General features: G+C 63.0%; 17 protein-coding genes. 5 read left to right on the forward strand and 12 right to left on the reverse strand.

Annotated elements, in window-relative coordinates:
• Positions 1-23: 23 nt before the first annotated feature.
• Positions 24-641, reverse strand: coding sequence for an OmpW/AlkL family protein (locus tag NCT03_RS18710; RefSeq protein ID WP_250493647.1), 618 nt, complete (start codon positions 639-641; stop codon positions 24-26).
• A gap of 231 nt (positions 642-872) precedes the next feature.
• Between NCT03_RS18710 and NCT03_RS18715 the strand changes: the two genes are divergently transcribed.
• On the forward strand, positions 873-1,154 hold the full coding sequence (locus NCT03_RS18715; RefSeq protein WP_244829605.1) for a hypothetical protein: 282 nt from the start codon (positions 873-875) through the stop codon (positions 1,152-1,154).
• 117 nt (positions 1,155-1,271) lie between these two features.
• Here the strand turns inward: NCT03_RS18715 and NCT03_RS18720 are convergent, their stop codons facing one another.
• Together NCT03_RS18720 and NCT03_RS18725 are read right to left on the reverse strand one after the other, a co-directional pair.
• Entirely contained in the window at positions 1,272-1,769 is a 498-nt protein-coding gene (locus tag NCT03_RS18720; protein ID WP_250493442.1) for a hypothetical protein, read from the reverse strand.
• A gap of 117 nt (positions 1,770-1,886) precedes the next feature.
• Entirely contained in the window at positions 1,887-2,855 is a 969-nt protein-coding gene (locus NCT03_RS18725) for a GlxA family transcriptional regulator (protein WP_250493443.1), read from the reverse strand.
• A 165-nt stretch (positions 2,856-3,020) separates the two neighbouring features.
• On the opposite strand from NCT03_RS18725, the gene NCT03_RS33835 reads away from it, so the two are divergent.
• Both NCT03_RS33835 and NCT03_RS18730 read left to right on the forward strand, forming a co-directional pair.
• Positions 3,021-3,155 (forward strand): hypothetical protein, encoded by a 135-nt coding sequence (locus NCT03_RS33835; protein ID WP_255784629.1) that lies wholly within the window; start codon positions 3,021-3,023, stop codon positions 3,153-3,155.
• A 23-nt stretch (positions 3,156-3,178) separates the two neighbouring features.
• The gene (locus NCT03_RS18730; protein WP_250493444.1) at positions 3,179-3,868 is read left to right on the forward strand and encodes an HD domain-containing protein; all 690 of its coding nucleotides are present in this window, start codon (positions 3,179-3,181) and stop codon (positions 3,866-3,868) included.
• Between the two features lie 10 nt (positions 3,869-3,878).
• On the opposite strand, the gene NCT03_RS18735 is transcribed toward NCT03_RS18730, so the two are convergent.
• The 9 genes from NCT03_RS18735 to norR form a co-directional block, all read right to left on the reverse strand.
• Positions 3,879-4,589 (reverse strand): extensin-like domain-containing protein, encoded by a 711-nt coding sequence (locus NCT03_RS18735; RefSeq protein ID WP_250493445.1) that lies wholly within the window; start codon positions 4,587-4,589, stop codon positions 3,879-3,881.
• Positions 4,590-4,627: 38 nt separating this feature from the next.
• On the reverse strand, positions 4,628-5,683 hold the full coding sequence (locus tag NCT03_RS18740; protein ID WP_250493446.1) for an NAD(P)/FAD-dependent oxidoreductase: 1,056 nt from the start codon (positions 5,681-5,683) through the stop codon (positions 4,628-4,630).
• Positions 5,684-5,804: 121 nt separating this feature from the next.
• Complete coding sequence (locus NCT03_RS18745) at positions 5,805-6,614, reverse strand: c-type cytochrome (RefSeq protein WP_250467147.1); 810 nt, start codon at positions 6,612-6,614, stop codon at positions 5,805-5,807.
• Positions 6,611-8,236: a b(o/a)3-type cytochrome-c oxidase subunit 1 gene (locus NCT03_RS18750; RefSeq protein ID WP_244829598.1), complete on the reverse strand. Its 1,626-nt coding sequence runs from the start codon at positions 8,234-8,236 to the stop codon at positions 6,611-6,613. The genes NCT03_RS18745 and NCT03_RS18750 overlap by 4 nt, the downstream gene beginning before the upstream one ends.
• Positions 8,226-8,792: a cupredoxin domain-containing protein gene (locus NCT03_RS18755; RefSeq protein WP_244829597.1), complete on the reverse strand. Its 567-nt coding sequence runs from the start codon at positions 8,790-8,792 to the stop codon at positions 8,226-8,228. Before NCT03_RS18755 ends, NCT03_RS18750 begins: the two co-directional genes overlap by 11 nt.
• 26 nt (positions 8,793-8,818) lie before the next feature.
• A complete protein-coding gene (locus tag NCT03_RS18760) occupies positions 8,819-8,977 on the reverse strand; it encodes a hypothetical protein (RefSeq protein WP_250493447.1) in 159 nt (52 codons plus the stop codon).
• A gap of 13 nt (positions 8,978-8,990) precedes the next feature.
• Positions 8,991-10,259: a c-type cytochrome gene (locus NCT03_RS18765; RefSeq protein ID WP_502800388.1), complete on the reverse strand. Its 1,269-nt coding sequence runs from the start codon at positions 10,257-10,259 to the stop codon at positions 8,991-8,993.
• Positions 10,260-10,272: 13 nt separating this feature from the next.
• Complete coding sequence (locus tag NCT03_RS18770) at positions 10,273-10,932, reverse strand: c-type cytochrome (protein WP_250493649.1); 660 nt, start codon at positions 10,930-10,932, stop codon at positions 10,273-10,275.
• Positions 10,933-11,359: 427 nt separating this feature from the next.
• A complete protein-coding gene (gene norR / locus NCT03_RS18775) occupies positions 11,360-12,946 on the reverse strand; it encodes a nitric oxide reductase transcriptional regulator NorR (protein ID WP_250467149.1) in 1,587 nt (528 codons plus the stop codon).
• Between the two features lie 111 nt (positions 12,947-13,057).
• On the opposite strand from norR, the gene hmpA reads away from it, so the two are divergent.
• Positions 13,058-14,245, forward strand: a complete 1,188-nt coding sequence (gene hmpA / locus NCT03_RS18780) for an NO-inducible flavohemoprotein (protein WP_250493448.1) — start codon at positions 13,058-13,060, stop codon at positions 14,243-14,245.
• A 169-nt stretch (positions 14,246-14,414) separates the two neighbouring features.
• Positions 14,415-14,852: a carboxymuconolactone decarboxylase family protein gene (locus NCT03_RS18785; RefSeq protein WP_244829592.1), complete on the forward strand. Its 438-nt coding sequence runs from the start codon at positions 14,415-14,417 to the stop codon at positions 14,850-14,852.
• Positions 14,853-14,854: the final 2 nt, after the last annotated feature.

Below are 14,854 nucleotides of genomic sequence, written 5' to 3' on the forward strand. Positions count from 1 at the left end.
GTCGGTCGCCGCCTGTTTCTCCCTCAGAACTTCATGCCCACGCCAACGCCGAACACCCACGGGTCGATCTTGAGCGAGCCGAGATCGACGCCGCCCGCCGACGCGCTCGTGCGCATCCAGATCTTCTTGACGTCCGCGTTGACGAACAGATTCTTCGCGACCTGCACATCGACGCCCGCCTGAAGCGCGGGGCCGAAGCTGCTGTGCTTGATGGAGACATCGGCGTCGCCCGCTTTCAGTTTGTCGTTGTAGAAGAGCGTGTAGTTGATACCCACGCCGACATAGGGCCGCACGCGTCCCGCATGATTGAAGTGGTATTGCAACAGCAAGGTCGGCGGCAAAACACCCACGCCGCCGAGCCCGCCTATGCTCGATGTCACCTGATGCCGCGAGGTCGCGAGAATCAGCTCGACGCCGATGTCGTCGCGAATCATGTAGGTGAAGTCGAGTTCGGGAACGATGGAGTTATTCACGTCGGTGTTGAGCGTGCCGAGCGCGCCGCCCGCGCTCACTTGCGGCTCGATGCTGATGGCGCGCAACCGCACGAGCACGTCGCCTGCATGGATGCCGCTCATCGAAACGTTCGATGACGAATCTTCCGCCGCGTGTGCCATGCCCGCGCACAATGCCGCGCATGCCATGACGATGGCGCTAATGCCTGCTTTCACTGTTTTCATTGCTGGTTTTCCCTGTTCTGGATCGATGTCCTGCACAGGAATTGTCCCGAGCGCAGCACAGCCCGGCGTTGATGCGCGTCAAGGCAAGACGCCGTGGTCTGCTCTTCTGCGGGGGACTTTGCGCGAGAACAAGCTATGTTCGCGGGTCCGTTGTTTGCTGGCTACAGTCGGGCGCACAACAACGGGAGGCGATACATGAAACCGATAATCGGCGCACTCAGCCGCACGGCGGGGATACTGCTCGGCGGCACGATCGCAGTCGTGGCAAGCGCCCAGCAACCGAACAAGCTGCACTACGACAGTACTCCGGCTTATCAGGAACACAGCTCGACGCCACCTGCCGCAGCGGCGGCATCGGCGAGCGATGCGCTCAAGACGACGCCGGGCAAGACCTCGGCGGGAAAGGGACCGGCGCCGGATCGGCCGAATGGCCTGGGAATGGATGCGGGCGCGGGCAGTATGAGCAAGAAGCCCTGAGCTTCGTGCGGGGTTGGGACGATCGCAGAACGCGGGCATGTCCATAGGCCCGCGCGCCTTGATGCATTATGAACAGGCTGCCAATGTCTTCGCCCCGCTCGACCGTTGCTTGGCACGCTATGACGCATCCTTCGCCTTATCCGGCCACGGCCAAGTCGCATACCGCGACGTCTTCGCTGAATCGCCGGACTCGGCTGCATCCAATGACGCTGTGTTCTGCTCGACCTCCGGCAAGTCCTCGCCAAACCAAACCACCTCGCGGCGTCGTTCCTCGACATACGCATCCCAGCCTTTCGCGTTGTCTTCGAATAGATCGTGACTCACGGTATTCGCGAGCATCGGCCGATTGAGCGTCTCGTCGAGCAGCGCCTTGGGCCACACGAAAAACGCGCCCGACGCGCGCCGGATGAACTCGCGCGGCGTCATGTCGCCCGCGACGAAGCCGAGCAGCGTGAAGTCCGCGAGCGCATCGTTACCACGCACCGCATCGGCGATGCTCGGATAGTCATCGACGCATTGACTCAGGCAGAACACGGTTTCCAGCACATCGCCGAGATGCAGCAGCAATGCGCGCCGCTCGAAGGGGTCCTGCACGGGGGACGCTTGTGTCGTCATTCGATCTTCCGTCTGTCGATTTAGTTTGCGATGCAGCGTGCCCGCAGCAAGAAAAGCCGCAACAGCGGCACGCCTCGTCATCCCAATTTTAACGAACGCACGGCGACGCCTGTTCCATCACTTTGAAAAGCGTGTCCTGAAGCTCAGCCGATAATCGTTCGGCGATACCCCGAGCCGCCGCATGAACACGAGGCGCATGCGGTCCGCGGTGCCGAAGCCGCATTCGTAGGCCACGGTCTTGAGCGGCGTATCCGTGCTTTCGAGCGCGTTGCGCGCAGCATCGACCCGCGCGCGCTCGACGAACTCGTGCGGCGTCATCTGCGCGAGCTGCACGAAGGCCCGCGCGAAATTGCGCTCGCTCATGCCCGCGACCTTCGCGAGTTGCGACACTGCGAGCCTTTCGCCGATGTGCTCCATCACGTAACCCTGCACTTTCGCCACCGGCGATGTCTCGTCGGCAGGCGCGCTCAGATAAGGGCTGAACTGCGACTGTCCGCCGCGCCGCTGCGCGAACACGACGAGGCGCTTCGCCACCGCAAGCGCCACGCGCGCCCCGTGATCTTCCGCGACGAGCGCGAGCGCCACATCGATGCCCGCCGTCACTCCGGCCGACGTCACGAGCCGCCCATCGCGCATATAGATGCGATCCAGCTCCACGCGCGCCCGTGGAAAGCGCTCGGCCAGACGCGGCGCATTCTGCCAGTGCGTGGTCACTCCGCGCCCGTCGAGCAGACCGGCATGACCCAGCGCAAACGCGCCCGTGCAGATCGAGCCGTAACGCTCGCATTTTGCGGCGACATCGGCGAGCCAGGCGGTGAGATCGGGATCGGGTTCATCGAAAGGCAGACCCGGACTGCCCGCGACGAGCGCCGTGTCGTAGCGCCCGCGCGCTTCATGCCATGAGACGTCCGCCAACAGCCGCGTGCCGTTCGATGCGCGCACCGCGAGCGCTTCGGGGCCGACGAGCGTGATTGCATAGGCATCGGCGGCGGGCACGAACATGTTGGCTTCCGCGAAGACATCGACGGGGCCGGCTACGTCCAGCGCCTGCACGCCGGGAAAGATCGCGAGGGCAACGGTGGGCATCGGCGAAGGCGGTTTTTAGCTCGTGGAAAACACATGGCAGAAGACAGCGTGCGACTGGCAGAGTTCGACGCGTCGTTCTCATTGTCGCGACCGCGCGTTTTGCCGACACTGATACTCATCGAAACGCAATGCAACGCAATGTCTCACGCCACGGAGGCGAGTGCAATGGACACATCAGCAAACACCCGCGTCGATATCGAACGCAGCGCGCATGCCGACTTGCAGGAGTATCTGCTCGATGAAGCGCTGGCCGAAACTTTTCCGGCAAGCGATCCCATCTCGCCGAGCCATATCAGTTAAACAACCTTCAAGGAGTAATTGAAATGAACGAAATCATCGCTGGCATCCGCATTCCCGACAGCAAGATGGCGCGCGAAGCCACGCAACTCGTGCGCGATACGGAACCCGACTTGCTCTATCACCACTCGCGCCGCGTGTTCCTGTTCGGTGCGCTCGCGGGCGAACGCAAGCAACTGAAGTATGACGCGGAACTCTTGTATATCGGCGCGATGTTCCATGACATGGGACTCGTCGATGCCTACAGCAGCGCGCACGACCGCTTCGAAGTGGATGGCGCGAATGCGGCGCGCGACTTCCTGCTCGGCTACGGCATCGGCGAAGGCGAGATCGAACAAGTATGGGATGCCATCGCGCTGCACACGACGCCGGGCATTCCGCAGCACAAGAAGCCGGTCGTCGCGCTCGTGACGGCAGGCGTCGAGATGGACGTGCTCGGGCTTGCTTACGACGAATTCACGGCGGATCAGCGCCGGCTCGTGGTGGCGGCACATCCGCGGGAAGCGAATTTCAAGGAAGGCATCATCGATGCGTTCGCGCAAGGCACCATCAAAAAGCCTGAAACGACGTTTGGCAACGTGAAGGCCGACGTGCTCGCGCTGAAGGACCCGAACTACAAGCGGCTGAACTTCTGCAGCATCATCCTCGGCTCGGCATGGAGCGATGGTCCTCACGATCATTCGACCTGCCGTCATCCGGCGCATCAGCACGCGTGACGTGAACGCATCAGCGGCAGATGCGATACGGGCCCATGTCGACGTGAAAGTGTGTCTTGTGGAGCGCGTTGTAATCGGGGCCGAGGGTCGTGTCGAACGACTGGCATGCGCCTTCGTGGACGCGTCGCAGGAAGCTCGCTTCGGGCGATGCAGAATCGTCCCAGCGCGCGAGCGTGATGCGCTTGCCGTCGGCGAGCACGAAACCCGTGAGGTCGATGGCATTGGCGCTTGCATGCTGACTGAGCGCGCCGTCTTGCCGATGATTCACGTTGCGGCATGCGTAGCTGCCAACATGCTCGATGCGCGTCACGCGTTCGCCGAAGAGTTCGACGGCGGCGCTCTGCAGGTATCGATGCTCGAAGAACGCCATCGAGAGCGCGAGCGGACACGTGGCGAGATACGGCGAGCTGTAGCGAACTTCGGCGGATTGCGTCACGCGCACCACGTCCTTGAGTTCGCAGCCGCCGGGGGCCGATGAATCCGCCATCGGACGATAGTCGAGCCCGGATTGTTCGAGCGCGGCCCGGCACATGTCGGCGTCGTGCAGCGTGCGCCAACGTCGGAACGTGGTGAAGAAGTCGGGTGGCGCGCGAACATCGAGCGGCGTGAAAGGATCGTATTGCGCGGGTACGCTAATGCGGCGCGCATAGACCGCATAGCCCAAGCCGAGCGCCGCGACGCACGCCACCAACAGCAGCCACGCGATGAATCGACCGATCAAGACGCGCGCCCTGGTCGAAGCGGATCGACGCGCAACCGTCAGCTCCCTTCCGCCGCGTGCGTGCCGCCTGACTGCACGCGCTGTGCGAGCTTCGCGTCGTAACTCGAATGAACGTGCACGCGCTTCTTGTCGGGGTAAGCGTACGAGTAAGCCTTGCGCAATGCGAGCGATGCCTCGTGAAAGCCCGACAAGATGAGCTTCTGCTTGTTCGGATAGTTGGCGATATCTCCGACCGCGAAAATGCCCGGCCGCGACGACTCGTAATACGAGGTATCGACTTCAATGCGTCCGCCGCGCACATCCAGGTTCCATTGGGCGATAGGCCCGAGATCCGCCACCAGGCCATACAGCGCGACGAGCTTGTCGGCAGCGAGATCGGTGGTGCCGTCAACGTGCTTGATACGCACGCCGCGCAAGGTGTTGCCGGGCGCGTCGAGCGAATCGATCATGCCGACGACGAACGCCATCTCGCCCGCCTCCACGGCGCGCTTCATTGCCGCCACGGATGCCGCCGCCGCCGAAAACCCGTTACGCCGATGCACCAGCGTGAGCTTCTTCGCGACGCCGCGCAAAGCCAGCGCCCAGTCGAGCGCGGAATCGCCGCCGCCCGCGACGATGACCTCGCGGTCCGCGAAATCTGCCAGACGCGCGACGCTGTAGTGCACGCCGTTGTCTTCGAGCGCGTCCGCTTGCGGCACTTGCAGGCGCTGCGGCACGAACGCGCCATTGCCCGCGGCGATCAGAATGGCGGCGGCATCGAAACGCATGCCCTGCTCGGTCTCGACAGTCCAGCGATGATCCTCGCGTTGCGCCACCGACATCACGCGCTGATCGAGGTGGATCGGCACGTCGAACGGACGAATCTGTTCGAGCAGACGATCCACGAGTTCGCGCGCGGTGCACGAGGGAACGGCGGGAATGTCGTAGATCGGCTTGTTGGGATAAAGTTCGATGCATTGCCCGCCGATGCGCCCGAGCGTGTCGACAATCTGGCACGAAAGGCCGAGCACGCCGGCTTCGAAGGCGGCGAAAAGCCCGACGGGGCCTGCGCCGACGATGAGGACGTCGGTGGTGTGGATGGCGTGATCGTTCATTGCGGGGTCCGGTGCCTGCTGCGCAAAACGCAGCATTGAACGGACCACGATACAGAAACCGAACCAGCGCGGCAACGAAACCCCTGCTTTCCGAACGGCGATAGCGTGCAGTTGCAGCCGCTCAATGCCCGTCCAGCTCCCGCGCATAATAAGCCGCCGCGGCTTCGATCTCGTCCGGCGTCATGTTGCGCGCCACGTTGCGCATGACTTCGTTGATATCGTTGGTGCGCGTGCCATTGGCAAAAGCGGTCAACTGCGCCTTCGTATAAGCGGCCGGCAAGCCGTCGAGCCACGGGCTGCCCGCCTTGCTGTCGATACCGCCGTGACACGTCGCGCAGGGCGCGATGTTGCGCATCGGTGCACCGTGGGAAACGATCGAGGGCGCGAGCGACGCGCTCACCTTGCGCTGCGCGGGCGGCCTCGGCAAGCTCGCGTAGTAAGCGGCAAGATCGCGCATGTCTTGATCGGAGAGATTCACGGCCATCGGCGACATCACCGCGTTATTGCGCGCGCCCTTCTGAAAATCGATCAACTGTTTGTAGATCACCGACGCATACTGACCCGCGAGATTCGGCGAATTGGCCTCGCTCATGCCGCGCTCGCCGTGACACATCGTGCAGCGCAGAGCCAGCGTCGCGCCGCGTCCAACCGCGCTCGCGTTGACGTTCACGAGCAACTGCGGCGTGACTTCGACACCCGTGAGCGTGACGGTCGGCTCGACGGTCTTTCCGCCCTCGCCCGCGTACCAGCTACGCGGCACGCCCGCCGCGCTGCAGATGGCGTTCCAGACGCCCGTGAACGGCTCGTCGCGATGCACCGACGGCAGCCACACGAAGCCGATCAGCGCCGACACCACCGCGATGCCGATCATCCCCAGCACGCTCGTCGCGAACCAGCGGTTCCTGAAGGTGAAGAGGCGTTCGTCGCTCATCGCTGCGCTCCGATGGGAACCGCGGGCACGGCGGTATCCGGCCGCGAGAGAAGCTGCGCGATGGGATAACCGTAGTTGACGAGCGTGAGGCCGATCATCAGCACGAGCCACAGCGCGAAGCTGTTCAACGCCACCGGTATGCTGCGCGGCTCATGCAACGCGCGGCTGAAACGGAATTCCTCGACCGTCACGCGCGGCGCGCGATGCGCCTGTATGAGCACGATGAAGAACAGCACCGCCGAGACCACGAGAATGAACCCGCCGATCACCGAGACGATCACGGACACGGCCTGCGCCGCGATAGCAGGGTCCGTGTAGTCGTAGAAGGCCATGCGTCGCGGCATGCCGAGCACGCCGACGTAATGCCACGGGAACGTCAGCACGATCATGCCGACGAACCACAGCCACAACTGCCAGCGCATCAGCTTCAGGTTTTGCAGCGCGCGGCCGGTGAGATGCGGCCACAGATCGTAGGCGATCGCGAAGTACATGATGACGATGGCGCCCGCGAAGATCAGATGAAAATGCCCCGTCACCCACTGCGTGTTGTGCACGGTCGAGTCGAGCTGATAACTCATGTTGATGAGCCCGCCCGCGCCGCCGAAGCCGAGCATCACGAAGGAGAAGGCGACGGCGAGCATCATGGGATTGGACCAGGGCAGCGCCTTGATCCACCCGAGCGCGCCCTTGCCGCCGCGCAACCGCGCCGCGATCTCCACCGACGCGCAGATGGTGAACACGGTCAAGAGCGTCGGCACCGCGACCAGTGCCGTGAACACCGAATGCATGAACTTGAAGCCCGAGCCGACTTGCGGATCGGCGAACAGATGGTGAATGCCGATGGGCATCGACACCACGAGAAACAGGATGAAGGAGATGCGCGCCATCGCATCGCTGTAAAGACGCCCGCCGATGGCGCGCGGAATGATCGTGTAATACGCGATATATGCCGGCATCAACCAGAAATAAACGATAGCGTGCAGCGTCCACGAGAAGAACACGCGCGCAAGTCCCGCGTCGATGGTGTGCTTGAGGCCGAGCGCCACCGGCAGAATCATGAACAGCACTTCGATGGCCGCGCCCACCGCCGTCCAGCCCCACAAATAAGCGCCCGCGACGGTCGCGAACATGGCGAGCGGCACCGGCTTGCCGCGATTGTCGCGCTTCCACGCCGCGAGGTTCACCGACATCAGCGCGACCCAGATCCACGAGCCGACGACCACCAGCACCACGCCGATGTAATAGAACGCGTTGCCGATCATCGGCGGATAGAAGGTGTAGAGCACCGACGCAAGACCCATGGCGACAGGCGCCATCGCGGTGACGGAGCCTATCGCGACGAGCCAGAAGCCGAGCCACGCCCAACGCTTTCCGACGAGCGGGCGCTTCAGCGCCAGTTCGCTTACCGCATAGCCGAAGCCCATGGCGATCAGGGTCGGAAACACGTAGCCCATGGCCGAGCCGTGCGCCGTCACCGAGCGGTAGTACAGCTCCGGATTCTGTAGCCACGGATGCAGCGGACTGCGCACCAGCATCTGCCACGCGCCGAGCAAAAGCGCGACACCGAAGGCGATGAACGCCAGCCAGAAATGCGCGAGGACGAGGCGCTTGCTATTTAACACAGGACACTCTCCGCGAATTGGCCGGCAATTGCGCGGCCATCTGCATGAACTCGGCGCGATCCACCACTTTCACATGCGCCCACATGTTCTGATGCCCGGTGCCGCAGTATTCGTGGCATGGCATCAGGTGCTCGCCAGGTTGGTTGAAGGTCGTCTTGAAGGTCGAGACGTAACCGGGTTCGAGCATCGAATTGATGTTGGTGTTCTCGATCAGAAAGCCATGCACCACGTCCGAACTCGTCGCGCGGAACGTAACCGGCACGCCTGCGGGCACCACGAGACATTGCGGCGTGAACGAATACTGCTGCGCGACGATCCGCACCGTCACCGAGCCATCCGCCTCGGGCGCGCTGCCGAGATTGCTTTCGATGAATTCGCCCGATACATGCAGCGATTCAGGGCGCACGGTCTCGACGCGCGAAGGCGGCATCATTGCCCAGTGGATGCCGGTGTAGACCACCATCGCGACGAGCACGACGACGATCGCCATGACAAGCATTGCCCAGCGTTTTTCGACGCGCTCGGCGACTTCATGCGAACCGGGGGAAATGGCCATTTATCTGCCGCCTCGACGAATCACGATCACTGAATCACCCCGCGCGGCAAGAACACGGCGAAGTAAAAGACGAACCACAGTCCGATGACGATCGCGGTGGAGATACCCGCGAGCGCGAGCGCGCCGGCGGGGCCGCTCTTGACTATTTCATCGAGCCGCGCGTCTTCGTTCGGGTCTTCGTTCATGTGTCGTCGATCCTCAATAAAGCGGCGCGGAGCGCAGCTCGTTGACTTCCTTCACCGTCACCGGCGCGCCGCGATTGCCCCACGCGGTGCGGATATACGTGACGACCGCCGCGACCTCCACGTCGGACAGCGACTGCGCGAACGGCGGCATGCCGTATGGACGCGGATTCTTGAACGTGCCGGGTGGATAGCCGCCGTTCAGCACCATGCGGATAGGGTTCACGGCCGAGTTCATGACGATGGACTGATTGTTCGCGAGCGGCGGAAAATCGGGCGGCTTGCCCTGGCCCTGGGCCGCGTGACATTCGGCGCATTGGGCGTCATAAATCTTCTTGCCGAGCGGCGAGAGATTCGTGCGCTGTTCGACCACGGCCTGGGTCGGCGGCTCGGACTTATCGCCGGAGCGCGCGGGCAACGCCTTCAGATAGACGGCCATCGCGCGCACGTCGTCTTCGGAGAGATATTGCAGGCTGTCGTAGACCACTTCGGCCATCGGTCCATACACCGCGCCGCGATGCGAGACGCCCGCGTGCAGCAAGCCCACGATTTCGTCGATACTCCAGTCGCCCAAGCCCGCTTCCTTGTTCGACGTAAGCGAGGGCGCGTACCAGTTCTGAATCGGGATCAAGCCGCCTTCGAATGCCTTCGACGCGACATTGCCGCCGAGCGCGTTGATCGCGGTATGGCACATCGAGCAATGCCCGAGTCCTTCGACGAGATACGCGCCGCGATTCCATTCCACCGATTGCTTCGCGTCCGGCCGATATTCGGCCTCCCTGAAAAAGAGCGAGCGCCAGCCGATCAGCAGTTCGCGCCGGTTGAACGGAAAGCGCAGTTCATGCGGCCGGTTCGGCTGATGCACGGGCGGCGTGGACATGAGAAACGCATAAATGGCGTCGGAGTCGGCGCGCGTGACCTTGGTGTAGGACGTGAACGGCATGGCCGGATAGAGCAGCGAGCCGTCCTTCGAGCGGCCGGTGTGCATCATTCGGTAGAACTCGTCGGCGGTCCAGTTGCCGAGTCCGGTTTCCTTGTCCGACGAAATGTTCGGCGTGAAGAGCGTGCCGAACGGCGTATCCATGGGACGGCCGCCGCCGAAGGTCTTGCCAGCGGGCAACGTATGGCACGCGATGCAATCGCCCGCGCGCGCGAGGTATTCGCCGCGCTGGACCGTGGCGGCATCGGCACTCTTCGTCTGTGCAGACGCGTTGCCCGCCGATACGGCGCAGGCCGCAAAGAACACCGCCAAGGCAAGCGTCCCAAGTTGTCGGAATCGAAGCACGTCGGTTCCTCGGTTAGTTGTGGACGCTGCCGCAAGCGAGCGGCATCTTGAGGCTTCCGGCCGCGACCGGCGACACATCGGGCGGCGCGGGCAACGACGCGAGGAATGCGGCGATGGCGGTGATATCGCGCTCGCTCAACTGCTGCGCGACGTGGCGCATGCAGTCGGGCGCGATGGTCGTGCGCGTGCCGTAGCGCCATGCCCCGAGTTGCGCGCTGATGTAGTCGGCGTGCAAGCCGAGCAAGCCGGGAATGGCGGGCTCCATGCCGGTCATCGCGCCGCCGTGGCAACTCACGCATGCGGGCACGTTGCGCGCGGGATCGCCCTTCGTGACGAGCGCCTTGCCGTAATCGAGCGTCTTCGTATCGGCCGTGACGGCGCTCGGCGGCGGGAATGGCGGACGCTCGCCCGCGAAGTAATCGGCGATCTGCCTGAGATACGCATCCGGTAGATACGCGAGCAGATAGTTCATCGGCGGATACTTGCGGCGGCCGTCCCGAAACGCGAGTAACTGGTTGTACAGATAGCCTGCGGGCTTGCCCGAAAGACGCGGGAAGTAGTCGTTGCCGGTGCCTTCGCCCTGCGCGCCGTGACAGGCGGCGCAGCCCATGACGCGGGCCTGCATGGTGTCCGGGGCGCGCTCGAGCGCCGGCTCCGCCGCGAATGCGCCCATGCTCGCGAATGCCAATAGCGTGGACAACAGGAGTGCGGTGCGCTTAGTCACGTATCCCACGTTTCCCACGTATCCCCCGTTTCGAGTTGCCGTGTTCGATCAGCCGGACGTGCACGTCAATGCGGTCGCCGGCGCTTGTTGTTCAGTGCAATGCAATGCTCGTACTGCTGATGATTGTCGGGTGGTTGGATCGGCGGATCGTCGTTTTTGCACTTCTGATCTTAGAAGAGCCCAACCGTTTTTCCCAGCCTGCAGATTGTCTCAATCCGCGCGTTTGCTGCGTGCGGATCGAGTGATCGTTGTTTGCGCCAGATCAATGAACCGCATTATTTTGAGATGCGTAACCACGCCATGCCGTCTTGCCTAGCCTCACCAATAAACGCTTTGCGCGTCCGCGTGAAGATTTTCGAGAAAAATATTTGCGCGCTTACTTGAGCCCGAGGCGGCGCGCGAGACGATTCAGATTTGCCCGGTCGACGCCAAGCTCACGCGCCGTCGATGCCCAGTTCTGCCCGTTACGCGCGAGCGCATCGAGGACGATCGTGCGTTCGTAGGCGGTGACGGCTTCGCGGAAATCGACGCCGGCGGCAGGTGTCGGCGGCGCGCCCGGTGACGCGGTGCGCGTGGTGTCGGCGAGACCGAAGTCGGCGGCGGTAAGCGTCAGAATGCGCGGACGTTCGCGCACGCCCGCGAGCGCCTTCAATGCGCTGCGCGCGATCAGATGCTCAAGTTCGCGGACATTTCCCGGCCAGTCGTAAGCAAGCAGCGCGGCTTGCGCATCGGCGGAAAGGCGCAGGCTCAGAAGGCCGAGGCGCGCGCGGTTCTCCTCCAGAAAGAAGCCCGCGAGCAACAGGACGTCGCGTCCGCGCTCACGCAACGGCGGCACGACGAGCGGATAAACCGACAACCGATGATAAAAATCCGCGCGAAACCGTCCCGCCCGGACTTCCTCGACGAGATCGCGATTGGTCGCGGCGATGAGCCGCACATCGACCTTATGCTCGCTGTCCGACCCAATGCGCTGCAACTGCCCGTTCTGCAGCACGCGCAAGAGCTTGGCCTGCACGACGAGCGGCAGTTCGCCGACTTCATCGAGAAAAAGCGTGCCGCCGTCGGCCAGTTCGAATTTGCCGCGCCGGTCCGACGACGCGCCCGAGAACGCACCGCGCACGTGCCCGAAGAGTTCGCTTTCGACGAGCGTATCCGGCAGCGCCGCGCAATTGAGGCTCACGAGCGGCTTGTCGGCCCGCGACGAGAGCGCATGAATCTCGCTCGCGACGAGTTCCTTGCCGACGCCCGTTTCACCGGTAATGAGCACGGTCAGCTCGCTCGTAGCGACGATCGCGATGTCTTCCAGCAAGCGCTTGTGCGGCTCGCTATTGCCGATCATCTCGCGGCGACGCGTCCCGTTCGCCTGCCGATACGACTCCGCGCGCTGCCGTTCGGCTTCGCCCGTGCGCGCGAGCGTATCGATGCGTTCGGCCACACTCACGGTCGCCGCCGCGAGACTGAGAAACGCCTGAAGCGAAGCCATGTCGATGTCGTCGAAGCGCGCGGGATCGAGTGCGTCGAGTGTGAGCAAACCCCAAGGCCGTTCGTCGATGAAAAGCGTGCAGCCGAGGCAATCGTGTACTTCGAGATGACCGTCCACGCCCTTGACGAGGCCGTCATAAGGATCGGGCAGATCGGAGTTGGCGGCGAAGCGCGTCGGTTCGCTGCGCGCGAGGATGCGGGCAAAACGCGGATGATCGCCGACGCGGAAGCGCCTGCCGAGCGTATCGCCAGACAATCCGTCGATCGCGAGCGGCACGAGCATGTCGCCATCGAGTCGCAGGAGCGCGGCGGCGTCGCCCGGAAAAAGCGCGCGCAGCGTACGCAAAAGGCGACGGTAGCGCTCGGTGTCCGGCATCTCGTGCGACAGGTCTTCGATCAGCGGAACGAGCGCGTCGAGCAACACACGCGAAGTCATTGCGACTACTTCAGCAGTCTTTCTGACTAGAGTCGAATCGACCATATACGAAGGTAAGCAATTGATTTAACAACCATTCTACTCTGGCACGGAACCTGTATTGCAAATTGCGAGACGAAGCGCTCCCTGCTTCGCCCTGGAACGAGGACTCCGACCATGCTGTCACCCGAACACCGCGCCATCGTCAAAGCCACCGTGCCGCTTCTGGAAAGCGGCGGCGAGGCGCTCACCACGCACTTCTACAAAATGCTCATCGACGAGAATCCCGAAGTGCGTCCGATGTTCAACCAGGCGCATCAGGCGAGCGGCGCGCAGCAGCGTGCCCTTGCCAACGGCGTCTTGATGTACGCGCGGCACATCGACCAACTGGAACAGCTCGGCGGACTCGTCGGGCAGATCATCAATAAGCACGTCGCGCTCGATATCCGCGCGGAACATTATCCGATCGTGGGACGCTGCCTGCTCAGGTCGATCCGTGAAGTGCTCGGCGAGGAAATCGCCACCGATGCCGTGATCGAGGCATGGTCCGCCGCGTATCGGCAACTCGCGGATCTTTTGATCGACTTGGAAGAAGGCATGTACAGCGAACGCGAGAAGGCGCCGGGGGGCTGGCGCGGCACGCGGCGATTCGTGGTTACGCGCAAGGTCGCGGAGAGCGAGGAGATCGTGTCGTTCTATCTCGTGCCCGAAGATGGCGGCGCCCTGCTCGACTTTCATCCGGGTCAATACATCGGGCTGCGCGTTTATATCGATGGCGAAGAAATGCGCCGCAACTACTCGCTGTCCGCCGCGCCGAATGGTCGCGAGTACCGCATCAGCGTAAAGCGCGAAGCGAACGGCCGCGTGTCCGGTTTTCTGCATGCGAACGTACGTGAAAACGATGTCATCGAGCTTTATCCGCCCGCTGGCGACTTCAGGCTCGAACATAACGAGAAGCCGCTCGTGCTGATCAGCGGTGGCGTCGGGATCACGCCGACGCTTGCCATGCTGCATGCCGCGCTCGTCGCCAATCCGAATCGACCGGTGCACTTCATTCATTCGGCGCGCCACGGCGGCGTGCATGCGTTTCGCGAGGTGGTGGATGAGCTGGCGGCGCAGCATCCGCAACTGAAGCGTTTCTACTGCTATGAACAGCAGCGCGATGGCGACCAGGAAGCGCACGGCACGGGTTTCGTTGATGAAACCCTGCTCGCGCGATGGCTGCCCGTGACTCGCGACGTCGATGCCTATTTTCTCGGGCCGAAGCCTTTCATGAAGGCGGTGAAAAAGCATCTGAAGACGCTCGGCGTGCCGGATGCGCAGAGCCGCTACGAGTTTTTCGGACCGGCTTCCGCGCTGGAATGAGCGCTGTCATCGAGCCCGCGACTCATCGTCTCGGGCTTTTTTTCATCCGGCGCTGGTCACCTGAAATTACCAAAAATCGGCCATTTCATAAAACCAATCCGGCGACTAATCTACATCTGTTGCGTCACCCAGGACGCTCTTTCAAACCCCAAGCGAAGAGGAAATCATCATGGAATCACGTCTCGACTTCTACAAAGCCAGCCCCGCCGCGATCAAGGCGCTCGTTGGTGTCGAAGAGCGCATCGCCAAATGCGGACTCGAGAAATCGCTGACCGAGCTGGTGCGCCTGCGCGCATCGCAGATCAACGGCTGCGCGTTTTGCGTCGACATGCATACCACCGACGCGCGCAAGGGCGGCGAAACGGATCGCCGGCTGGCGACGGTCGTCGTCTGGCGCGAAACGCCGTTCTTCACCGACCGCGAACGTGCCGCGCTGGAATGGACCGAGGCGCTCACGCTCGTGTCCGAGGAGCACGTACCCGATGCCGTCTGGACCGCCGTGAAGCCGCATTTCAGCGACGAGGAAATCGTCGATCTGACGCTTCTCATCGCCGCGATCAATAGCTGGAACCGCTTTTCGATCGCGTTCCGCAAGATTCCCGCGTGAGG

Origin of the sequence: Caballeronia sp. GAWG1-1 (genome assembly GCF_023631465.1) — a bacterium.
Lineage (GTDB): Bacteria > Pseudomonadota > Gammaproteobacteria > Burkholderiales > Burkholderiaceae > Caballeronia.

Excerpts from the sequence above, each read along its gene's own strand:
- NCT03_RS33835 (WP_255784629.1), top strand. The coding sequence starts at position 3,021 with ATGGACACATCAGCAAACACCCGCGTCGATATCGAACGCAGCGCGCAT.
- NCT03_RS18715 (WP_244829605.1), top strand. The coding sequence starts at position 873 with ATGAAACCGATAATCGGCGCACTCAGCCGCACGGCGGGGATACTGCTC.
- NCT03_RS18745 (WP_250467147.1), bottom strand. The coding sequence starts at position 6,614 with ATGAGCGACGAACGCCTCTTCACCTTCAGGAACCGCTGGTTCGCGACG.
- hmpA (WP_250493448.1), top strand. The coding sequence starts at position 13,058 with ATGCTGTCACCCGAACACCGCGCCATCGTCAAAGCCACCGTGCCGCTT.
- NCT03_RS18770 (WP_250493649.1), bottom strand. The coding sequence starts at position 10,932 with ATGGGCGCATTCGCGGCGGAGCCGGCGCTCGAGCGCGCCCCGGACACC.
- norR (WP_250467149.1), bottom strand. The coding sequence starts at position 12,946 with ATGGTCGATTCGACTCTAGTCAGAAAGACTGCTGAAGTAGTCGCAATG.
- NCT03_RS18720 (WP_250493442.1), bottom strand. The coding sequence starts at position 1,769 with ATGACGACACAAGCGTCCCCCGTGCAGGACCCCTTCGAGCGGCGCGCA.
- NCT03_RS18755 (WP_244829597.1), bottom strand. The coding sequence starts at position 8,792 with ATGGCCATTTCCCCCGGTTCGCATGAAGTCGCCGAGCGCGTCGAAAAA.
- NCT03_RS18760 (WP_250493447.1), bottom strand. The coding sequence starts at position 8,977 with ATGAACGAAGACCCGAACGAAGACGCGCGGCTCGATGAAATAGTCAAG.
- NCT03_RS18710 (WP_250493647.1), bottom strand. The coding sequence starts at position 641 with ATGGCATGCGCGGCATTGTGCGCGGGCATGGCACACGCGGCGGAAGAT.
- NCT03_RS18730 (WP_250493444.1), top strand. The coding sequence starts at position 3,179 with ATGAACGAAATCATCGCTGGCATCCGCATTCCCGACAGCAAGATGGCG.
- NCT03_RS18740 (WP_250493446.1), bottom strand. The coding sequence starts at position 5,683 with ATGAACGATCACGCCATCCACACCACCGACGTCCTCATCGTCGGCGCA.
- NCT03_RS18785 (WP_244829592.1), top strand. The coding sequence starts at position 14,415 with ATGGAATCACGTCTCGACTTCTACAAAGCCAGCCCCGCCGCGATCAAG.
- NCT03_RS18725 (WP_250493443.1), bottom strand. The coding sequence starts at position 2,855 with ATGCCCACCGTTGCCCTCGCGATCTTTCCCGGCGTGCAGGCGCTGGAC.